This window comes from Microtetraspora sp. NBRC 13810, from assembly GCF_030268685.1.
Classification (GTDB): Bacteria; Actinomycetota; Actinomycetes; order Streptosporangiales; family Streptosporangiaceae; genus BSRQ01.
On record NZ_BSRQ01000002.1, the window covers coordinates 190,416 to 207,653 of the forward strand.

The 17,238-nt window shown below is 71.5% G+C and carries 12 protein-coding genes; 4 read left to right on the top strand and 8 right to left on the bottom strand.

From position 1 onward, the window contains the following. The first annotated feature begins 111 nt into the window (after nt 1–111). Together QSK26_RS04615 and QSK26_RS04620 are read left to right on the top strand one after the other, a co-directional pair. The gene (locus tag QSK26_RS04615; protein WP_285773696.1) at nt 112–1,056 is read left to right on the top strand and encodes a ParB/RepB/Spo0J family partition protein; all 945 of its coding nucleotides are present in this window, start codon (nt 112–114) and stop codon (nt 1,054–1,056) included. Between the two features lie 440 nt (nt 1,057–1,496). Further along, nucleotides 1,497–2,198, top strand: coding sequence for a helix-turn-helix transcriptional regulator (locus tag QSK26_RS04620; RefSeq protein WP_285773697.1), 702 nt, complete (start codon nt 1,497–1,499; stop codon nt 2,196–2,198). Between the two features lie 136 nt (nt 2,199–2,334). On the opposite strand, the gene QSK26_RS04625 is transcribed toward QSK26_RS04620, so the two are convergent. From QSK26_RS04625 to QSK26_RS04660, 8 genes are all read right to left on the bottom strand, one after another. Continuing rightward, entirely contained in the window at nt 2,335–3,711 is a 1,377-nt protein-coding gene (locus QSK26_RS04625) for a cytochrome P450 (RefSeq protein WP_285773698.1), read from the bottom strand. Next, the gene (locus QSK26_RS04630; protein ID WP_285773699.1) at nt 3,708–4,244 is read right to left on the bottom strand and encodes a flavin reductase family protein; all 537 of its coding nucleotides are present in this window, start codon (nt 4,242–4,244) and stop codon (nt 3,708–3,710) included. The genes QSK26_RS04625 and QSK26_RS04630 overlap by 4 nt, the downstream gene beginning before the upstream one ends. Continuing rightward, nucleotides 4,241–4,699: an acyl-CoA thioesterase gene (locus tag QSK26_RS04635; RefSeq protein ID WP_285773700.1), complete on the bottom strand. Its 459-nt coding sequence runs from the start codon at nt 4,697–4,699 to the stop codon at nt 4,241–4,243. Before QSK26_RS04635 ends, QSK26_RS04630 begins: the two co-directional genes overlap by 4 nt. Next, nucleotides 4,696–10,557 (bottom strand): type I polyketide synthase, encoded by a 5,862-nt coding sequence (locus QSK26_RS04640; RefSeq protein ID WP_285773701.1) that lies wholly within the window; start codon nt 10,555–10,557, stop codon nt 4,696–4,698. The genes QSK26_RS04635 and QSK26_RS04640 overlap by 4 nt, the downstream gene beginning before the upstream one ends. Beyond that, the gene (locus QSK26_RS04645; protein WP_285773702.1) at nt 10,554–11,591 is read right to left on the bottom strand and encodes an enediyne biosynthesis protein; all 1,038 of its coding nucleotides are present in this window, start codon (nt 11,589–11,591) and stop codon (nt 10,554–10,556) included. Before QSK26_RS04645 ends, QSK26_RS04640 begins: the two co-directional genes overlap by 4 nt. Nucleotides 11,592–11,597: 6 nt before the next feature. Beyond that, nucleotides 11,598–13,562, bottom strand: coding sequence for a CRTAC1 family protein (locus QSK26_RS04650; RefSeq protein WP_285773703.1), 1,965 nt, complete (start codon nt 13,560–13,562; stop codon nt 11,598–11,600). Between the two features lie 3 nt (nt 13,563–13,565). Beyond that, nucleotides 13,566–14,567: a DUF1702 family protein gene (locus QSK26_RS04655; protein WP_352244288.1), complete on the bottom strand. Its 1,002-nt coding sequence runs from the start codon at nt 14,565–14,567 to the stop codon at nt 13,566–13,568. A 415-nt stretch (nt 14,568–14,982) separates the two neighbouring features. Next, nucleotides 14,983–15,975 carry a DUF1702 family protein gene (locus QSK26_RS04660; RefSeq protein ID WP_285773705.1) on the bottom strand — a complete coding sequence of 331 codons (993 nt, stop codon included), beginning with the start codon at nt 15,973–15,975 and terminating at the stop codon, nt 14,983–14,985. Between the two features lie 242 nt (nt 15,976–16,217). Between QSK26_RS04660 and QSK26_RS04665 the strand changes: the two genes are divergently transcribed. Both QSK26_RS04665 and QSK26_RS04670 read left to right on the top strand, forming a co-directional pair. Beyond that, on the top strand, nt 16,218–16,784 hold the full coding sequence (locus tag QSK26_RS04665) for a hypothetical protein (protein WP_285773706.1): 567 nt from the start codon (nt 16,218–16,220) through the stop codon (nt 16,782–16,784). 4 nt (nt 16,785–16,788) lie between these two features. Continuing rightward, nucleotides 16,789–17,229: a hypothetical protein gene (locus QSK26_RS04670; RefSeq protein WP_285773707.1), complete on the top strand. Its 441-nt coding sequence runs from the start codon at nt 16,789–16,791 to the stop codon at nt 17,227–17,229. The last annotated feature ends 9 nt before the right edge of the window (nt 17,230–17,238 follow it).

Sequence of the window (17,238 nt, forward strand, 5' to 3'; positions counted from 1 at the left end):
ACCTTCGTCGCACAGGGAGACCGGGAGTAGCACGTGGGCCACACTCCGTCAGCAGCCCCACCAGTCGCCGACCGCGCAGCCGGACCGGCGTCCGCCGACGGACCCCTCACCGTGCCCATCAAGACCCTCAGTCTCGGGTATTCCCCCCGGCGGGGGGTGAACGAGGAGCACATCCAGTTGCTCACCCAAGCCGAGATTCCGCTGCCCCCGATTCTGGTGCACCGGGTGACCATGCGGGTGATCGACGGCGTGCACCGGCTCCTGGCGGCCGCATTCATGGGCCGGGACGAAATCGACGTGGTGTTCTTCGACGGCAGCGCGGAGGACGCGTTCCTTCTCGCCGTCAGGGAGAACGTGACACATGGCCTGCCGTTACCCCTTGCGGAACGCAAGGCGGCGGCAATGCGCATCATTTCGTCACATCCGCACCTGTCAAACCGTGCGATCGCCGGCCATACCGGTTTGGCCGCCAAGACCGTCGGCGCGCTCCGGCAGCGTTCGAGTGAGGAAATTCCCCGGTCGAATGCCAGGATCGGCACCGACGGGCGGGTGCGCCCGCTGAAGTCCTCGGAGGGCAGGCGCCGCGCCGCCGAGGCGATCGAGCGGCACCCGGACGCCTCCGTCCGGGAGATCGCGCGGATGGCCGGCGTCTCCGTCGGCACGGCGCACGACGTCCGCCTGCGGCTGAGCCGGGGAGAGGATCCGGTCCCCGCGAGGCTGCGCACCCGCGGCCGGCCGCGGAACACCGCCCAGCACCCGCCGGACGCCGCACCGGGCCGCCCGCCCGGCCGGCCGGTCGAGCAGGCCCAGCTCATCGAACTGCCGCCGGTCCTGCAGAAACTCGCCAAGGACCCCGCGTTGCGGCACACCGATCCGGGCCGGGAGCTGCTGCGGCTGCTGCACGCGCGATCGATCACGGTCACGAACTGGTCCGCGCTCATCGAAGCCGTGCCGCCGCACTGCGCGCCGGTCATCGCCCAGATCGCCCGGCAGTACGCGGAGAACTGGGGCCGGCTCGCCCGCGGTCTCGAACGCCTCAACGACCCTTCGTTCTGAGCGTCCGGCCACCCGCCACGGGTGAGCCGGTTCTCTCGCGCATCCTTTCGACACGTCCGTCACCCTTACTCAACCTCTTCACAGAACTCAACCGAATCGACGAAGCGTAAATATGTCACACTTTCATTGGACCGCTATTCGCCGACGGAGATCCCCGAGTTCAAATCCAGGAAACCTGCTCTCGAACTCTGACTGTTATAGTTGCCACTGTGGGCCGATCGCGGTCAACACACAGTCACACCGCAGGCTCGAAACGTGACTCATAATCCGATGACAGCCACCCGGCCAGCCAATCACAACTTTAGAGGGGGGGTATCCGGTATTCACCACCGGCAACAGGTCATTAAAGAACTTAAACCAACGACATCAGAGGTGAACGGGTGATGGACAGTCATTCGGAACGGAGCATACAGCGCGTTATCACCCACATATGTCAGAACATGGGTGATCAGATCACCATCGACGACATGGCACGTACGGCGATGTTCAGCAAATTTCACTTCACCCGCATCTTCCAGCGGGCGACCGGAGTGTCACCGGGGCGGTTTCTTTCCGCCGTCCGGCTCCAGGAGGCCAAGCGGCTGCTCCTCTCGACCTCCATGAGTGTCACCGAGATCAGTCACAAGGTGGGGTACAGCAGCGTCGGGACCTTCAGCACCCGCTTCAAGAACAGCGTCGGGCTCTCGCCCACCGCCTATCGCGAGTTGCGGGGTTTCGCGCCCAGCATTCCTGTCGCCAGCCACCATTCGTCGCCCCGGTCCATGAGCATTCAGGGCGAGGTCCTGCAGCAGACCTCCTCGGACTATGCGGAAGGAATGGTCTTCATCGGGCTCTTCCCGGACACCATCCCCCAGGGCCGGCCGACCCGCTGCACGGTGCTCGACCGGCCCAGCGCGTTCCGGCTCGACAACGTCCCCGAGGGGGACTGGCATCTCCTGGTGCAGTCGGTGGCCCCCGGCGAGGAGCAGGTCATCGGCGACACGCCGCCGACGGTCGCCATGCACGGACCGATCACCATCCGGCATGATCGGCTTGTCCGGCCCCTGCGTCTCAGCCTGCGGCCGATGCGCATGCTCGACCCTCCGGTGCTGCTCGCGCTCCTCGACGCACGACAAGGCGCGTTGAGCGCGGCCGCGAGCTGACGTCGCAGAACCCGAAAGCACCCGACGAATGGCACGCGGTATGAAAGCGGCCCAGACATGGACGTCTGGGCCGCTTTCATGTCACGAGGATCGTGACCTTCGAGGTCGCGAAGATGCCGCGAGGATGTCGCGAGGATCAGGGCAGGGCGCTCACCCGCACCGGCAGGCCGCCCCCCAGGCGCAGGGACAGCATCGGCTCGGGCACCGCCCGGTGACCGGGCACCGCGGACAGGCGCAGTTCCCTGACCACCATGGCGAGGACGAAGGTGGCCTCCACCATGCCGAGGTGGTTGCCGACGCAGAACCGGGGCCCGGCGCCGAACGGGATGTAGGCGTACTGCGGCCGGGATTTCGGCAGCTTCGGATCGAACCGGTCGGGATCGAACCGCTCCGGCTCGGTCCAGAACGCCGGATGCCGGTGCAGCGTGTAGGGACAGACCAGCACGTCGGCGCCCGCCGGGACGTGGAAACCGCCCACCTCGTCCTCGGCCTGGGCCACCCGGGGCAGGATCCACACCGGCGGATACAGCCGCATGGCCTCCTGGATGACCATCGCCGTGTACGGCAGGCCGTGCAGGTCCTCGTATCCCGGCAGCCGGTCGCCGAGAGTGCCCACGACCTCCTCGCGCAGCCGTTCCAGCACCTCCGGGTGCCGGTCGAGCAGATGGAAGGTCCACCCCAGCGTGCTCGCCGTCGTCTCGTGGCCGGCGAGCAGCAGCGTCACCAGCTCGTCCCGCAGGCGCTGCCTGCCGACCCGGGGATCGGACTCCTCCCGGACGGAGACGACCAGGCGGGACAGCGCGTCGTCGCCCTCGGGACGCTCGCCGCGTTCGGCCACCAGCCGCTCGACGACCCGTTCCAGCTCGCGGCGGGCCCGGCGGAAGCGCAGCTGCTTGGGCAGCGGCGTCCACAGCGGGACCATGCCCTGCGTCACCATCTCGAACATCGCCTGGTCCTGCACGGCCTCGAAGGAGTGGCCCACCGAAGCGTGCGCGCTGAGGTCGGCGTCCAGCAGGGTCCGGCCGAGGACGCCGAGGGTGAGCCCGGTCAGCTCCTGGACGAGATCGACCGGTTCCCCTCCCGCGCGGGCCCGCAGCCGGGCGACCAGCTTGGCCGCCTCCTCGGCGATCACGTCCGCCTGCTGGGAGATGCGCTTGTTCTGGAAGGCGGGCTGGACCACCCTGCGCTGCTTGCGCCACAGGTCGCCCTCGCTGGTCAGCAGCCCGTCGCCGAGGGCCCGGCGGGCCTGCACCAGGCCGATGCCCTTGTGGTAGTTGGCGCTGTTGTCGGCCAGCACGTGCTTGGCGTGGTCCGGGTGGTTGAAGAAGTAGAGCGTGCGCGGGCCGATCGCCAGCCTGGCCGCGTCGCCGTACCGCGCCGCCGTGCTCATCAGGGCGAGCCGGTCCACGACCAGCTTCCTCAGCAGGCTCAGCGTCGCGGTGCGCGGCGGGCCGGGCGGCACCCGGCGGGCCGCCGCCCGCCGCGTGCCGCCGGGATGTCTCGTGGTGCTCATGCCGTGACCCCTGTTCGCTCGGGTTCCAGGCGGCGGAAACGCCCCTGGTAGAACAGCAGGGCCTCGGCTCTCTCCCCTGCCGGGTGGTCCATGGACAGCACCTCGCCGATGAAGATGGAGTGGTCGCCGCCGTCGCAGGAGCGCCAGAGCCGGCACTCGAAGGTCGCCAGCGCGCCGCTGATCAGCGGCGTCCCGGTCACCGGCCCCGCCTCGCAGTCGACGCCCTCGAACTGCGCCGCGCCCAGGGGCCTGGACAGGTCCGCGAACCGTTTCGCCACCGCCTCCTGGTCCGCGGCCAGCACCGAGACGCCGAAGATCCCGGCGTCGAGCATGCCGTGCATGACCGCGGTGCGGCCGACGCAGATCAGCGCGAGGGGCGGATCCAGCGACACCGACGTGAAGGAGTTGGCGGTCATGGCGTGCGGGGTGGCGCCGCCGACCGTCACGACGGTGACGCCGGTGGGGAACACGCCGAAGGTACGGCGCAGCAGCTTGGCGTCGGTGACGCCCCGGGCTCCGTTGACGCCGTTCACGCGACCCTCCCCGCGGTGACCCGGACATCCGGGACATAGGGGGCCAGCGCCCGGCTCAGCGGATCGGGCACGCGTGCGGGCACCGTACGGGTGTTCGGACCGCGCATGCAGGCCACCCGCTGCCGTCCCCGGGCGATCAGCGTCTCGGCGTCGTCCGGGCCGAGACGCACGTAGTCGAAGCCGAACTCCAGTTGCGTCTGGCCCAGTTCGAGCAGGCGCATCCTGATGGACAGCTCGTCGAACGCGGTGATCTCCGCGTAGAACTCGCAGTCGACCTTCAGGGTGAACAGCTTCAGGTCGTCCTGCAGGTCGGCCAGCACCTCCGGGGCCCGCTCCTTGAGGAACATCTCCCGGCAGCGTCCCTGCCAGCGCAGGTAGTTGACGTAGTAGACGTTGCCGACGATGTTGGTCTCCTCGAAGCCGACCGTGTGCCGGTACTCGAAGTAGTCGTTCATGCCTGTGACCGTCCTTCCACCAGGACCGCGAACACGACCGGGTCGGGTGCGTCCCGCAACGTCGTGACGAGCGTCGCGATCCGCAGCGAACCGGAGGCGAACACGGCCCAGGCTCCGCGTGCTTCTGGCGTGAGGGTGAGCGGGCTGTCCGCCGGGAGGCCCGCCTTGCGCAGGCATTCCACCGCCGACCAAATCCTGGACCCGGCCGTGCCGGCGGACTCGCCCAGCTCCCGCGCGACCAGGGCGGCCAGCGGGCGGTGACCGCCCAGGAGTCCGTCCCACTCCCCCGGCGGCCGTTCGGCCACCGTCTCGACGTCGCAGCCGAGCGTCCCGTCCGCCACGGCGCAGAGGGTCACCCCGGCGCCGTGCGAGGCCGAGAGCGTCCCTCCCCCGGCCAGTTCCGGCCGGCCGTCGGGGCGGTAGCGGACCTCCGCCGGGCGGCCGAGCGCACGGCCGGCGGCCAGCGCGGTACGGCCACGGCGGTCCTCGCCGCCGGCCGGGTCCGGTTCCACCGCGATCGCGGCCCGGACCCCGGTCAGGTCCTCCACCTCGCGCTCCAGGTAGGAGCCGAGCAGCGGAGCCACCCAGGGGCCGCGGCCGTCGCCCTTGCGCACCGCCCGCAGGCGCAGCCCCTCCCAGCGTTCGACGGCCGCACCGGCGCCGTCGCGCACCACGATGTCGTACACGTAGGTGTCGCCCTCGCGGTACCGTTCGGTGGCGCAGTAACGCAGGTCGCCCACGGCCTCGGTCATCGCGCGGCCGACCCGCACCCGCTCGATGCCAGAGGGGAGCAGCGTGGCGTCGGGGACGCACACCTGGTTGCCGTGCATCAGCGCGTCCCGCGTCCCGGGGTCGCCGAGGAGCAGGTCGGCGGGCAGGAACCCGGCGAACCAGCCGGCGGCGGGGTCCACCGCGACGGTGGCGTCCACGTGCCGGGCGGCGGCCCGCCGGTAGTCGCGCAGCCGCTGGAACCTGGCCCCCTGGAACAGCACGCCGCCGTACATGTCGGCCGCCGGGTCCAGCGGCACCCGAGGCAGGCCGTCCGCGACCTGGTCCGGCGGGCCGTCCGGCACTTCGGCGCCGGAGAAGACCAGCCGGGCCCTGAAGTGCTCGGCGGCGAACGCGGTCTCCGCGCTGCGGATGGTCACCTCCGCCACGCCGTCGTCCACGGCGGTGGCCGCCACCTGGATCGTGGTGGTCCCGCCGGGCGGGACCACGATCGGCCGCAGGAACTCCGCCGCCTCGATCGCCGGCGGCCCCGCCCAGCCGGTGGCCGCGGTGGCCACCTGGGCCATCGCCTCCATGCCGAGCACGGCGGGGAACAGCAGGTTGCCGTCCAGCAGATGGTCGGCGAGGTACGGGTCGGTGCCCGCGTTCAGCGCCACCTCGGCGACCATTTCGACGCCGTGGTAACGGACCAGCGGCTTGTCCACGAAGCGCAGCAGCGGGAGCGCCGGCAGGTCGTGCCGGACCGTGTCGATGGTCCCGGTGCGCCCGCTGATCACCACCACGGGCGGGGCGTCCGGGTCGGACACCAGCCGCCGCATGATCTCGACGCCCTGGTCCGGTGTGATCGCGGTGATGCCCTCCCGGGAGAGGCCCTCGACGACCGACAGGCGCTCGCCCATGCCGACCCCGGCCCACACCGACCACTCCATGCAGAGTGCCCGGCAGCCCGGATGCCGTTCGCCGGCCTCGCGGGTCAGGTCGGCCAGCCACTCGTTGGCGGTGGCGTAGTGGGCCTCGCCGCGCAGTCCCGCCCGGCCGATGATGCTGCCGAACGTCACCAGCAGCTTCAGCCCGCCGGGCTCGACCGCGTCCAGCACGGCGCGCAGGCCGTCGATCTTCGGGGCGAAGGTGCGCGGGAACGCGTCGAAGTCCAGGCCCGCGATCCCGGCCGGCTCGTTGCGCCCGGCACCGTGCAGGACGGCGGTGACCGGTCCGAGGTCCCGCGACAGCTCCGCGACCGCGGCGCGCACCTGGCCGGGGTCGGTGACGTCGGCGCGGGCGTAGCGCACGGTGGCGCCGCTGCCGGCCATCCGCCGCAGGTTCGCCGCCAGTTCCCCGTCCTCGGCCGGGTCCGAACGTCCGAGCACCGCCAGCCTGACCCCGGTGTCCAGGGCCACCGCCAGCGCGCACTCGGCGGTGATGCCCTTCCCGCCGCCGGTGACGAGCATGACGTCGGTCCCGTCCAGCGGCTGCTGAACGCGTTCCGCGCGGACGGGCATCGCCCGCAGGGTCGGCACCCGCCGTACGCCGTCCGCGCCGTAGTGGGCCTCGGCGAAGTCGGCGGTCGCCGAGACCTCGGTGACGACGGCGTCGAGGGCGTCGGCGGGCGCGCCGTCCTCGGGCAGATGGACGATGGTGGTGCGGATCTGCGGCGCCTCCAGCCTCAGCGTCTTGGCCAGGCCGGCCGCGCCGCGACCGTGCTGGACCAGGACGAAACGGCCGCCCGGCGCGCCCCTCAACGCCTGCTGCGCGCCGTCCAGGGCGAGCTTCACCTGCTCGGGGACACATCCCGCGGGCAGGCAGACCAGCACCCCTGCGCCGACGTTCGCCCGCTCCAGGGCCCGGCGCAGCGGTTCGGCCAGCGGGTGACCGTCCGGGGCGTGCACCTGCCACGGCCCGTTGTCCTGCGGCGCGGTCCGCGCGGGCGCCGGCACCTCGTCGAGGTCGATCCGGAACGGCCGGGACCAGGCCGCGGCGCCGGCCGCTGCCGCCGCGGCGGCGGTGTCGCCCGGCTGGGCGGTCTCGGCCAACGTGTCCAGCGTCTCCCCCAGCTCGCGCAGGGTCGCGGTGGCGAAGTTGGTCGGCGCCTGGGTCACCGGCAGCTTCAGGAGCTGCGCCGCCTGGTTCACGACCTGCCCCACCGTGATCGAGCTCATGTGCAGGTCGTCCAGCAGGCGGCTGTCGTCGGTGACCATCTCCGGGGGGAGTTCGACGCGCTGGGCGATCAGGCGGCGCAGCAGTTCGATGCCCGGCTCGTCACCGGTCGTCCCCGCGTCCCCGTCGTCCGCCGCCGCGCCCGCCGCGCCCGCCCCGCTCGGGCCGTGAGCCGGGTCACGGCCCGGGTCACGGGCCGGGCGGCCCGCGCCGGGGGCGCTCCGCCTGCCGCCTCCGCCGATCTTCAGCGGCGGCGCGGCCTCGGCCGGGCTGGCGAAGAACGTGAACTCGGCGCCGATCTCCAGCGACCGGGCCAGCCTGCCGTGGAAGAGCGCCTCGTGCCGTACCGGGGCGCCGAGGACGTACGCCGCGCCGGTCACGCCGAGCAGGCCCCGGAGCGACTCGTCGTCGGTGTCCAGGGCGATGGCCGGCACGTCCGCGATGGCGGTCGCCAGGCCGGAGAGCACCCGGCCAGGTCCCACCTCGACGAACAGGTCGACATCCTTGGCCGCGAGCTCCACCGCCTGGGCGAACTGCACCGGGTCGCTGATCTGGCGGTGCAGCAGGGCGGGCAGGTCGGTGTCCGCGGCCAGCGTGTCGGCCGTCACCGTGGAGATCACCCGTCGCCCGACCCGGCCGAAGTCCTCCTCGGCCAGCCGGGCGCCGAACGCCTCGGCCGCCGGGGCCACCAGCGGGGAGTGGAAGGCGTGCGACACCGGCAGCCGCGTCCAACGCACCCCCGCCTCGTCGGCCCGGCCGCCGGCGGCCTCGACGGCCTCGACCGTGCCCGCGATCACCGTCTGCTCCGGCCCGTTGTAACCGGCGATCACCACCGGCAGCCCGGCGATGAGCCCGTCCACCACGGGCGGCGGCGCGCTGATCCCGGCCATGGTGCCCGACGAGCTGTGCTCGGTCATCGTCCGGCCGCGGACGGCCGCCACCCGCAGCAGCGTCTCCTCGTCCATCGCCCCGGCCCAGTGCAGGGCGGAGATCTCGCCGAGGCTGTGACCGACCGCCACCTCGCCGTCCACGCCGAGGACGGACAGGGCGCGCAGGCCGGCCATCGAGCCGGTGACGATGCGCGGCTGCGCCACCGCGGTCGCGACCATGTCGCCGCCGGTCGGCAGCGCCGCCTTGAGGTAGACCTCCTCCACCTCCGAAAGCCTGCGGCGGAGCGCGCCGCCGCTGGTGCCGCGTCCCGAGCCCTGCCCGGGGAACAGCAGCCCGATCCTGCCCTGCCGGCTGACCCGGCCGAGGAAGACGCGGCCCTCGACGTCGATCAGGTTCCGCTCGCCCGCGTTCAGGGCGTCCAGCGCCCGCGACAGCCGCCGTTCGGCGTCCTCCGGGGAGGAGACCACGACGGCCGCGCGGTAGGGCATGTCGCGCAACCGGCGCTGGAGCGTCGCGGCCAGGTCGCCGAGCTGCGCGTACGACAGCCGGGACGCGAACCCGGTCAGCTCGGCCAGGCGGTCGCGCAGCCCCTCCACCGAGTCGGCGTCGACGAGCAGCAGTTCCACGTCCTGGACGGAGGCGGCGAGCGCCCGGGTGCGGGTGTCCATCGGCACCCGGCGCCGCGGGGCCGCGCCCTCCACCACCACGTGGGTGTTGATGCCGCCGAAGCCCATGGCCGTGACGCCCGACCGCACCGGCGCCCCGGCGGGGAACGGCTCGGCCTTGCGCAGCACCCGCAGCGCCGCGCCCTCCTCCGTCAGCACCGGATGCGGGTCGACGCACCCGGTGGCCGGTGGGAGGACCTGCTCGTGCACCGCCATGACGGCCTTGATGAGGCCGGCCACCCCGGCGGCGGCCTTGGTGTGCCCGATCATCCCCTTGATCGAGCTGATCACGGCCGGCGCCGCCTGCGGGTCGGCGTCGGCGCGGGACAGGGACAGCGCGCGCAGCTCGGTCGCGTCGCCGACCTCCGTGCCAGTGCCGTGCCCCTCGAACATCGGCACCGTCTCGATGCCGAAGCCCGCCCGTTCGTAGGCGCGCCGCAGCGCCAGCCGGTAACCGCTGATCTCGGGCCGGGTGATGCCGCCCTGGCCGTCGGAGGACACCCCCCAGCCGGCGACGGTCGCGTAGATCCGGTGCTGCCGGTCGCGGGCGTCCTGCTCGCGCATCAGCACGACCATCCCGCAGCCCTCGCCCGGCCAGAAGCCGTTGGAGCGGCGGTCGTACAGCCGCATCTCGCTCCTGGCCAGCGCTCCGGTCTTGGCGAAGCCGACGATCTCGAACGGGTCGATCGACAGGTCCACCCCGCCGGCGACGGCGACGTCGAGGTCGCCCTCCAGCAGCGCGTTGCACGCGGTCGCCACCGACAGCAGCGACGAGGAGCAGGCGCCGTCGACGGTGTACCCGCCGCCCTTGAGGTCGAAGTAGTTGCAGATCCGGCCCGCGATCGTGTTGGACAGGCCGCCCGCGAGGGTGTCCTCGTCGATCGCCGGGAACGGGTCCTTGTAGGCGACCTCCAGGTCGTCGAGGAACCCGCCCAGCCGGTCGTCGTCCCAGCCCTCCTGCTCGCGCAGCGCCGCGGCGACGACCCGCCGCACGTACGGCCAGCGCAGCCGCAGCGTGTTGGCACGGGTGAACTCCCCGGTCAGCGTGTTGCCCACGACGACGCCGGTGCGTTCCCGGTTCAGGCCCTCGCCCTTGGGGAACCCCGCGTCGGTGAGCGCCTGGCCCGCGACGTCGAGCGCCAGCCAGTGGGTGAGGTCGGTGGACCGGTAGGTGCTCCCGGCGACGCGGTGGGCGACCCGGTCGAACTCGTAGCCCTCGATGACGGCGGCGTTCCTGGCGTAGAACCGGTCGGGGGCGGCCGGGTCCGCGTCCCAGTAGTCCTCCAGCCGCATCCGCTGGTCGGGCAGCCGGCGGAACGCGCGCCGCCCGGCCAGGACGTTCTCCCACAGCTCTCTCGGCGACGCGGCGTCCGGGTAGCGGCACGCCATGCCGACCACGGCCAGTCGGTTCCTGCTCATGCGGGCACGACCTTCTTGTCGGTCGCGGGCTGGTCGGTCACGGAGGTGTCGGGCACGGGGTGGCCGGCGCCGGCCCTTCCGTTCGCGGCGGCGGCCTCCGCGGCCTCCGCGGCCATCGCCGCGTCGTGCGCGGCACGCTGTTCGCGGGCCCTGTTGGAGAAGTGCAGCGACCACAGGTAGAGGCCGCGGATCAGGCAGACGACCGCGGTGGCGAAGAAGAGGCCGTAGGCGATGCCCGCGCCGGTGAAGAACCCGTAGATGACCGCGATGCCGCCGCCGAACGCGAACTGCGCGGCCGGCGCGGACGGGCTGGTGCCCGGGTCGGTCACCATGTAGTTGGTGTAGAGGACGAAGGCGACACCGGTCATCATGATCAGTGACGACGGGATCGACGTGTCCAGCAGCACGCCACGGAAGACCGCCTGCGCGACGTAGACGCTGAGCCAGCCGAAGATGAGCCACGTCCGGCCGGTGAGCTTGGCGTTCAGCATGGTGCCCGCGGACAGGATGATCGCCGGGACGAGCCAGTCGACCGGGGCGTCGAACTGCTCGGTGAAGTGGTACGGCGGCGCGATGCTCGCCCACGGGAAGACCAGCAGGATGACGGTGATCCCGAAGTTGGACGGGTTCATGTAGTGCCGCAGCCGGCCGCGCACCGGAGCGCGCAGCACCCACTTGGCGCCGACCGCGACCATGACCCCGAAGATCATGACCCACACCTGGTCGTTGACGTAGATCAGCATGTTCATGGCCAGGGCGGTGATGTGCGCCGGGTAGAGGAACTCCATGACGCCGCGCATGCCGTTGCCCATGAAGCGCGGCGCGCGTCCCTCCGCCCGCGCTCCGATGATCTCCAGCAGCGCCTCGAACGAGTAGGCGGTGGCCAAGGCGATGAAGGGCCACACCCACGGCTGCTCGAAGCCGAGGATCGTGTAACCGAAGATGTTGAACACCGTCATCGACATGGCGAAGTTGCGCAGGGCGATGACGACCTTGGGGTCATGCCGCGGAGGGCTGGGCTTGGTCGTGGACATGTACGATCACCTCTCCTTGGCCTGGGAGCCGAGCCGCAGCGCGTGCCGGCCCGGGTTGAGCTGCAGGTTCTGTTCGCGCACCTGACCGGAGCGGTCCCGCCAGGTCAGGTGGACCTGGACCGGCCCGGTGACCTTGGAGCCGAGGCCCACGTGCACCTCGTGGCTGCGCTTGCCGGAGTGGCCGCTGCCGCCGTCGACGCGGGCCAGGTGCTTGCGGCCGTCCGGGGTCGTCACGGTCACCTGCGCGCCGACCACCGGCGAGCCCTGCGCGGGCATCGCGCCCTCGGGCGACTCGGTGTCATGGGTCAGCTGGAGTCCGAGGTACGCGCCGGGCGCCGGGCTGGTGTTCTGGTAGAAGACGGGCTCGTCCCACTGGCGGGCGACGGCCATGTCGAGCCGTCCGTCGCCGTCCGCGTCGCCGACGGCGATGCCCCGGGTGGGCACCGGGATCGCCAGGCCGAGCTCGTGCGCCAGGTCCTGGTACCTGCCGTCCGGGGCGCAGACGAAGAAGGCGAGCCGCTGGCTCCCGGCGATGTCGTCGCCGGCCTGCACGTACGGCCACCAGTACGGGTTGTCCGTCGCGAGGTCGTTGGTCGCGGCGAGTTCCTGGAGCTGCGGCCACCTGTTGACCTCGCCCTTGACGAACCCGGTCGTCTGCGCGATCACCGATTCGCCGCTGTTGTTGAAGTCGGCCACCTTGACGTCCCACGCCCAGCCGGACCACGCGGTCCCGAGGTTCGTGCTGCGGTCCTCCCACGGCCCCACGCCGTTGCCCAGCTTGGCGCGCAGGTCGGCCTGGTCCTTCGCCGTGTTCATGAACTGGAAGTTGCTCTCCTGGATGCCGAACGTCGTGGTGATGTTGCTGACGAACATGTCGTAGAGGCCGTCGTGGTCGAAGTCGGCGAAGTCGATGCCCATGCCCTTGAAGGAGTCCTCGCCGATCCGCTTGGACTTGGGCAGCCCGGGGGTCCGCACGCCGTGCACCGCGGCGAACTCGATCTTGCCGGGCCGGGAGATGTTGTGCAGGAGCGCGTCCTTGCCGTGGTCCTGGGCGATGTAGAGCTCGGAGAGCTGGTCGCCGTCGAGGTCGTTGGCGGCGGCGGCGAGCACCCACCCTCTGGAGATGTCGCCGGGCACGGCGTTGTCGATCCGCTGGAACGTGGCCGAGGGCCGCTCCCCCGTCCGTGCGCCGGTCCAGCGGAAGAAGTAGTCCTCGCCGCCGTTGGTGGCGGCGGACAGCGAGCGGTTCATCGAGACACCGCCGCGCTTGCGGTCGTCGAGCACCGGCCCGTGCGGGAAGTAGTTGCCGAGGTAGATGTCCTCGTGCCCGTCACCGTCGAAGTCGGCGATCGACACGGCGTTGGAGTTCCACTCCGGCCCGGTGTACGTGGCGCCGCCCGCGTTCGGGACCAGTTCGGTGGCCACGTAGGCGTCGGCGGTCAGCTTCGCGGCGTCCGGCTTCGCCAGGTGGACGATCGGCGTCCGGCCCCACAGGTAGACCAGCAGGTCCATCCGGCCGTCCTCGTTGAAGTCGCCCGGGGCGCAGCCCATCGGCGCCATGGCGTCGTTCATCGGCAGCGAACCGCTGCTCAGCGCGAACGGCGTGTACCGCTGCGCCCGGGCGCCCGGCGCCGGGGTCACCACGACCTGGTCGATACGGGGATCGGTGACGCACAGGTCGTTCGGCAACCCGTCGCCGTCGAGATCGTTCATCGCGATCCCGGCCCCGACCGAGGAGATCCAGGCGTCGATGTGCTTGTACTCCTTGTTGACGCGCCGGATCGTCTGCTGCCGGAATCCGCTCGGCAGCGCGATGTTCATCGGCTGGAACGCGTACTTGCGGGCCAGCTCCGCCTTGTCGGCCGCGGACGCCTCGGGCAGGCGGACAATGAAGAACATGCCCACCACCATCAGCAACGCCACTGCGCCTGGTAACTGCTTGCGCAGCCGGCTGGTCAGGGTAGCGGTCACGAACTAGCACCTCCCAAGGGACACGAACTCGTCGGCGATACGCCGCCGCCATTCCTCGAACGGGGGCTCGGCCCCCCGGCCCTGCCCGGTGGCGGAACCGCCCCGCTCCGGGAGGACGTCGATGCAGATCTGCGCCGCCCGGTCGGGCGACATGTCGCAGAACACCCCGGTGGCGACCTCTGTGTGCGGCACCTCCAGGCCGGCCCGCCGCCGGGCCTCGGCCGCGAACGCGCTGCCCTGCGCCACCTGCGGGCGGTACTCCCCCGCGCGCTTCCAGAAGCCCCGCAGCTCGTCCTCGCCGGCGCCGCCCGCGTAGGTCGCGGCCAGCCCGGCGCCGGAGTACAGGTCGGCCTGCCGGCTCGCGGGGAACCCCTCGATCAGGGTCGTCACGACGTCGGCGTCCGCGCCGCCGACGAACCACAGGGCCCGGCCGATGCCCTGGTCGAGGGCGCGGTTCGCGTACCCGTGGGGGTCGTCGGCCGGCCACGGGAAGCGCGGCTCCTCGTAGTGCCGCCTGACGTACTGCTCCGTGCGGAAGTACGCCTGGTGGAAGCCGTAGCCGTCGAGCACGAGCCACTGCAGCAGCGGGTCGAGCGGCAGGCTGGGCCAGAGGAACCTCGGCAGCCTGGCCATCGCCCACCCCACCCCGATGAGGGCCATGTAGACGTGGGCGTCGCCGGGACCGGCCAGAAACTCGCGCACCCGCCGGCCGCGCGCGAAGGTCAGCGCGTCGACCATGGTGAAGCCCATTGCCGCACCCTCGTAGGCGAAGCCGCGAAATCGCACCGGAATCCCGTCCAGGCGTTCCGGAAGCGCATCGGCCGTACCCGCTTCGACGGCATGGCCATAACCCGCGAGAAAGTTCTTCCCGATCTTTTCCAGAATTTCCCGAGTGGCGGGATCCTTCACATGGAATCCGCGTTTTCTCAGGTTCGTCTCCGAGTCGTCCGGGGTGAGCACACGGCGACTCAGCCTCCGTAATGTGGCGGCCAACGCATTCCCCAATCCACACCCAAGGGCACCATTAACACATGGTCCCGACAGCGAGAAACATCTGCTTGACCGAATGTATCCGGACCCCTCCGGAGTGCGTCTACTTCACCATTGCTCAGGAAAGAGCACGATTAAGGAATTGAACGGAGTCGTTGATCACGCGCATATCGCGCGCAGCAAAAGACGTCCGGTGTCCCGTGCCGGTCGGAGGGGTTCCCACGGCATGCCGCACCCGAGGACGGGCGTCCACGCGGCGGGCGCGCCCGTCCCGGGGCCGGGAGGCGGTGCGCGTCGTCCGCGGGAGGCATCGATCGAACGGTCAGCCGGCCGGGATCCGTCGGCCGGGTCAGCCTGCGGGGTCAGTCGGCGGGGTCCGTCGGCCGGGATCCGTCGGCCGGGATCCGTCGGCCGGGATCCGTCGGCGGGGTCAGTCGGCGGTGACGTCCGCGGACGAGAGGCGGGCGCGCACGTTGCGGCGCCACAGCTCGTACGCGGGCACCGGGCCGGACGCCCCCGCCGCCACCTCGGAGTCGTCCGCCAGCGCGACCGCGGCCTGCGGCGTCAGGTCGGCGAGCGCGCCGGCCGCGGCCTCGGTGTGCGCGGGCACGAATCCCGCGTACGCGCGGGCCTTGACCGCGAAGACGACGCCCTGCGCCAGCTCGGGCCGGTGCTCGCCGGCCTCGCGCCGCAGGACGGCCAGGCCGGCCGGCTCGCCGCCTCCGGCGAACGCGGCGGCCAGCCCCACCCCGCTCCACAGGTCGGCCTGCCGCCGCCCGGCGAACCGCCGGACCGCCGCGGCCACCTGCGGGGCCCGGCCGCCGCAGATGAACCAGAGCGCCCGCCCGATGCCCTGGTCCACCGCCCGGAGGAAGTAGTCGGGCGACCCCTCCCACGGGTAGGGCGTGGGCGCCTCCTGCCGGTCGACCCAGCGGCCGGTGTCGAAGTAGGCGCGGTCGAAGCCGTAGCCGTCCACCGCCAGCCAGGTCATGACCGGGTAGTAGGGCGAACCCGTGAGGTCGGGCACCGCCTTCTTCCACAGCACCCGGGGCAGCCGGGCCATGGCGAACCCGATGCCGATGTAGGCGAGGAAGATGTGCGGCTGTCCCGGGCCGAGCAGCAGGTCACGGGTGCGGTGGCCGCGTCCGCCGCGCATCGCGTCCAGGACCGCGCAGGCCATCGTCGCGCCCTCGTAGGCGAACCCGCGCAGTTCCGGGGTCACGAAGTCGAGCCGCCGCTCCAGCTCCCACTGGTCGCGGGCGTCGATCCCCCACTCGAAGCCGCAGATCACCGACTGGGGGATCGCTTCGAGCCGCCCGGTCGCCGCCGTCCCCTCCACCGGGAACCCACGGCGCGCGAACGTCACATCGGCCAGCGCCGGAGCCAGTACGAGCCTGCGCAAAGATCCCAGGACGGTGGACATCGTTCCTCCCCGCTGGAGCCTGACGACCGATACGGCCATGACGCATCCATGCTCATCCGGGAACAAATCCGGCGCATCTCTCTGATTGCTGCCTCAACCGGTCTTCTGCCGGCCGTCCCAGCACGCCGGACGGACCTGAACGGAGGCGGCGGAACAAGGCATGAAAGAAGTAGCGAACCCCGCGACGGAACCCTTGGATGGGATGTGGCACCGGGACAATGACACTGAACGGAGGCCCGCGAATGGCGACAGGCACAGCGGTGACCGGCGGCGTCCAGGCCCACCTGAGGGCCCTCAACGAACGCAACCACAATACCGGGCTCGCCATATTCCTGGTGATCGTCGTGGCCCACTGGGCCGAGCACATCGCCCAGGCGGTCCAGATCTACGCACTCGGCTGGCCGACCCCCGAAGCGCGCGGCGTACTGGGCGTCCCCTTTCCCTGGCTCGTCACCTCGGAATGGATGCACTACGGCTACGCCCTGCTGATGCTCGTCGGGTTCGTCATACTGCGCAAGGGGTTCGTCGGCCGGTCGCGGAAATGGTGGAACATCGCGCTCGGAATTCAGATCTGGCACCATTTCGAACACCTGTTGCTGCTCATTCAGGCGCTCTCCGGAGCCAACCTCCTCGGCCGCCCGGTCCCCACGAGCATCATTCAGCTGCTCATGCCACGGGTCGAGCTGCACCTGTTCTACAACGCCATCGTGTTCACCCCGATGGTGGTGGCGATGATCCTGCACCGCCGGGCCACCGCGGTGGAACGGGCGCGCATGCGCTGCACCTGCGCCGTGGCCGCCGGGCACTAAGCCGATGGCCGGACGGCGAGGCCCCCGGGCCGTCACCGTGGTCCTCGTACTCGTGGCGGTCTACCTGCTCTACCTGGCCGTGCCCAACATCGGCCCGGCCGTGCGGGCGGCCCGCGCCGACGGCGTACCCGGCGTCTTCACCGCCCAGCAGCGGGAATGCGTCCAGCACCCCGGTCACGAGAGCTGTGTCTGGACCGGCGACTTCCGGTCCGACGACAACAGCGTCCGCCGGACCCAGGTCGACCTCTACGGCAGCGAACGCGACTCGCTGCGCGCGGGAGAACGCACGAGGGCCTTCGACATCGGGCGGGACGGCCGGGTCTACGGACCCGGCGGTTCCAACGAATGGGTGATCGTCGCCCTGATGATCCTGCTGAGCGCGGGAATCCTCACGTTCACCGCGATACGCGGACCGATACGCAGACCACGCCTCGCAAACCGCTGACACCCCCAG

Bases quoted from the DNA above. Each gene is read 5' to 3' on its own strand.
- QSK26_RS04620 (WP_285773697.1), top strand. From the start codon at position 1,497: ATGGGTGATCAGATCACCATCGACGACATGGCACGTACGGCGATGTTC.
- QSK26_RS04625 (WP_285773698.1), bottom strand. From the start codon at position 3,711: ATGAGCACCACGAGACATCCCGGCGGCACGCGGCGGGCGGCGGCCCGC.
- QSK26_RS04635 (WP_285773700.1), bottom strand. From the start codon at position 4,699: ATGAACGACTACTTCGAGTACCGGCACACGGTCGGCTTCGAGGAGACC.
- QSK26_RS04640 (WP_285773701.1), bottom strand. From the start codon at position 10,557: ATGAGCAGGAACCGACTGGCCGTGGTCGGCATGGCGTGCCGCTACCCG.
- QSK26_RS04645 (WP_285773702.1), bottom strand. From the start codon at position 11,591: ATGTCCACGACCAAGCCCAGCCCTCCGCGGCATGACCCCAAGGTCGTC.
- QSK26_RS04660 (WP_285773705.1), bottom strand. From the start codon at position 15,975: ATGTCCACCGTCCTGGGATCTTTGCGCAGGCTCGTACTGGCTCCGGCG.
- QSK26_RS04665 (WP_285773706.1), top strand. From the start codon at position 16,218: ATGGCGACAGGCACAGCGGTGACCGGCGGCGTCCAGGCCCACCTGAGG.
- QSK26_RS04670 (WP_285773707.1), top strand. From the start codon at position 16,789: ATGGCCGGACGGCGAGGCCCCCGGGCCGTCACCGTGGTCCTCGTACTC.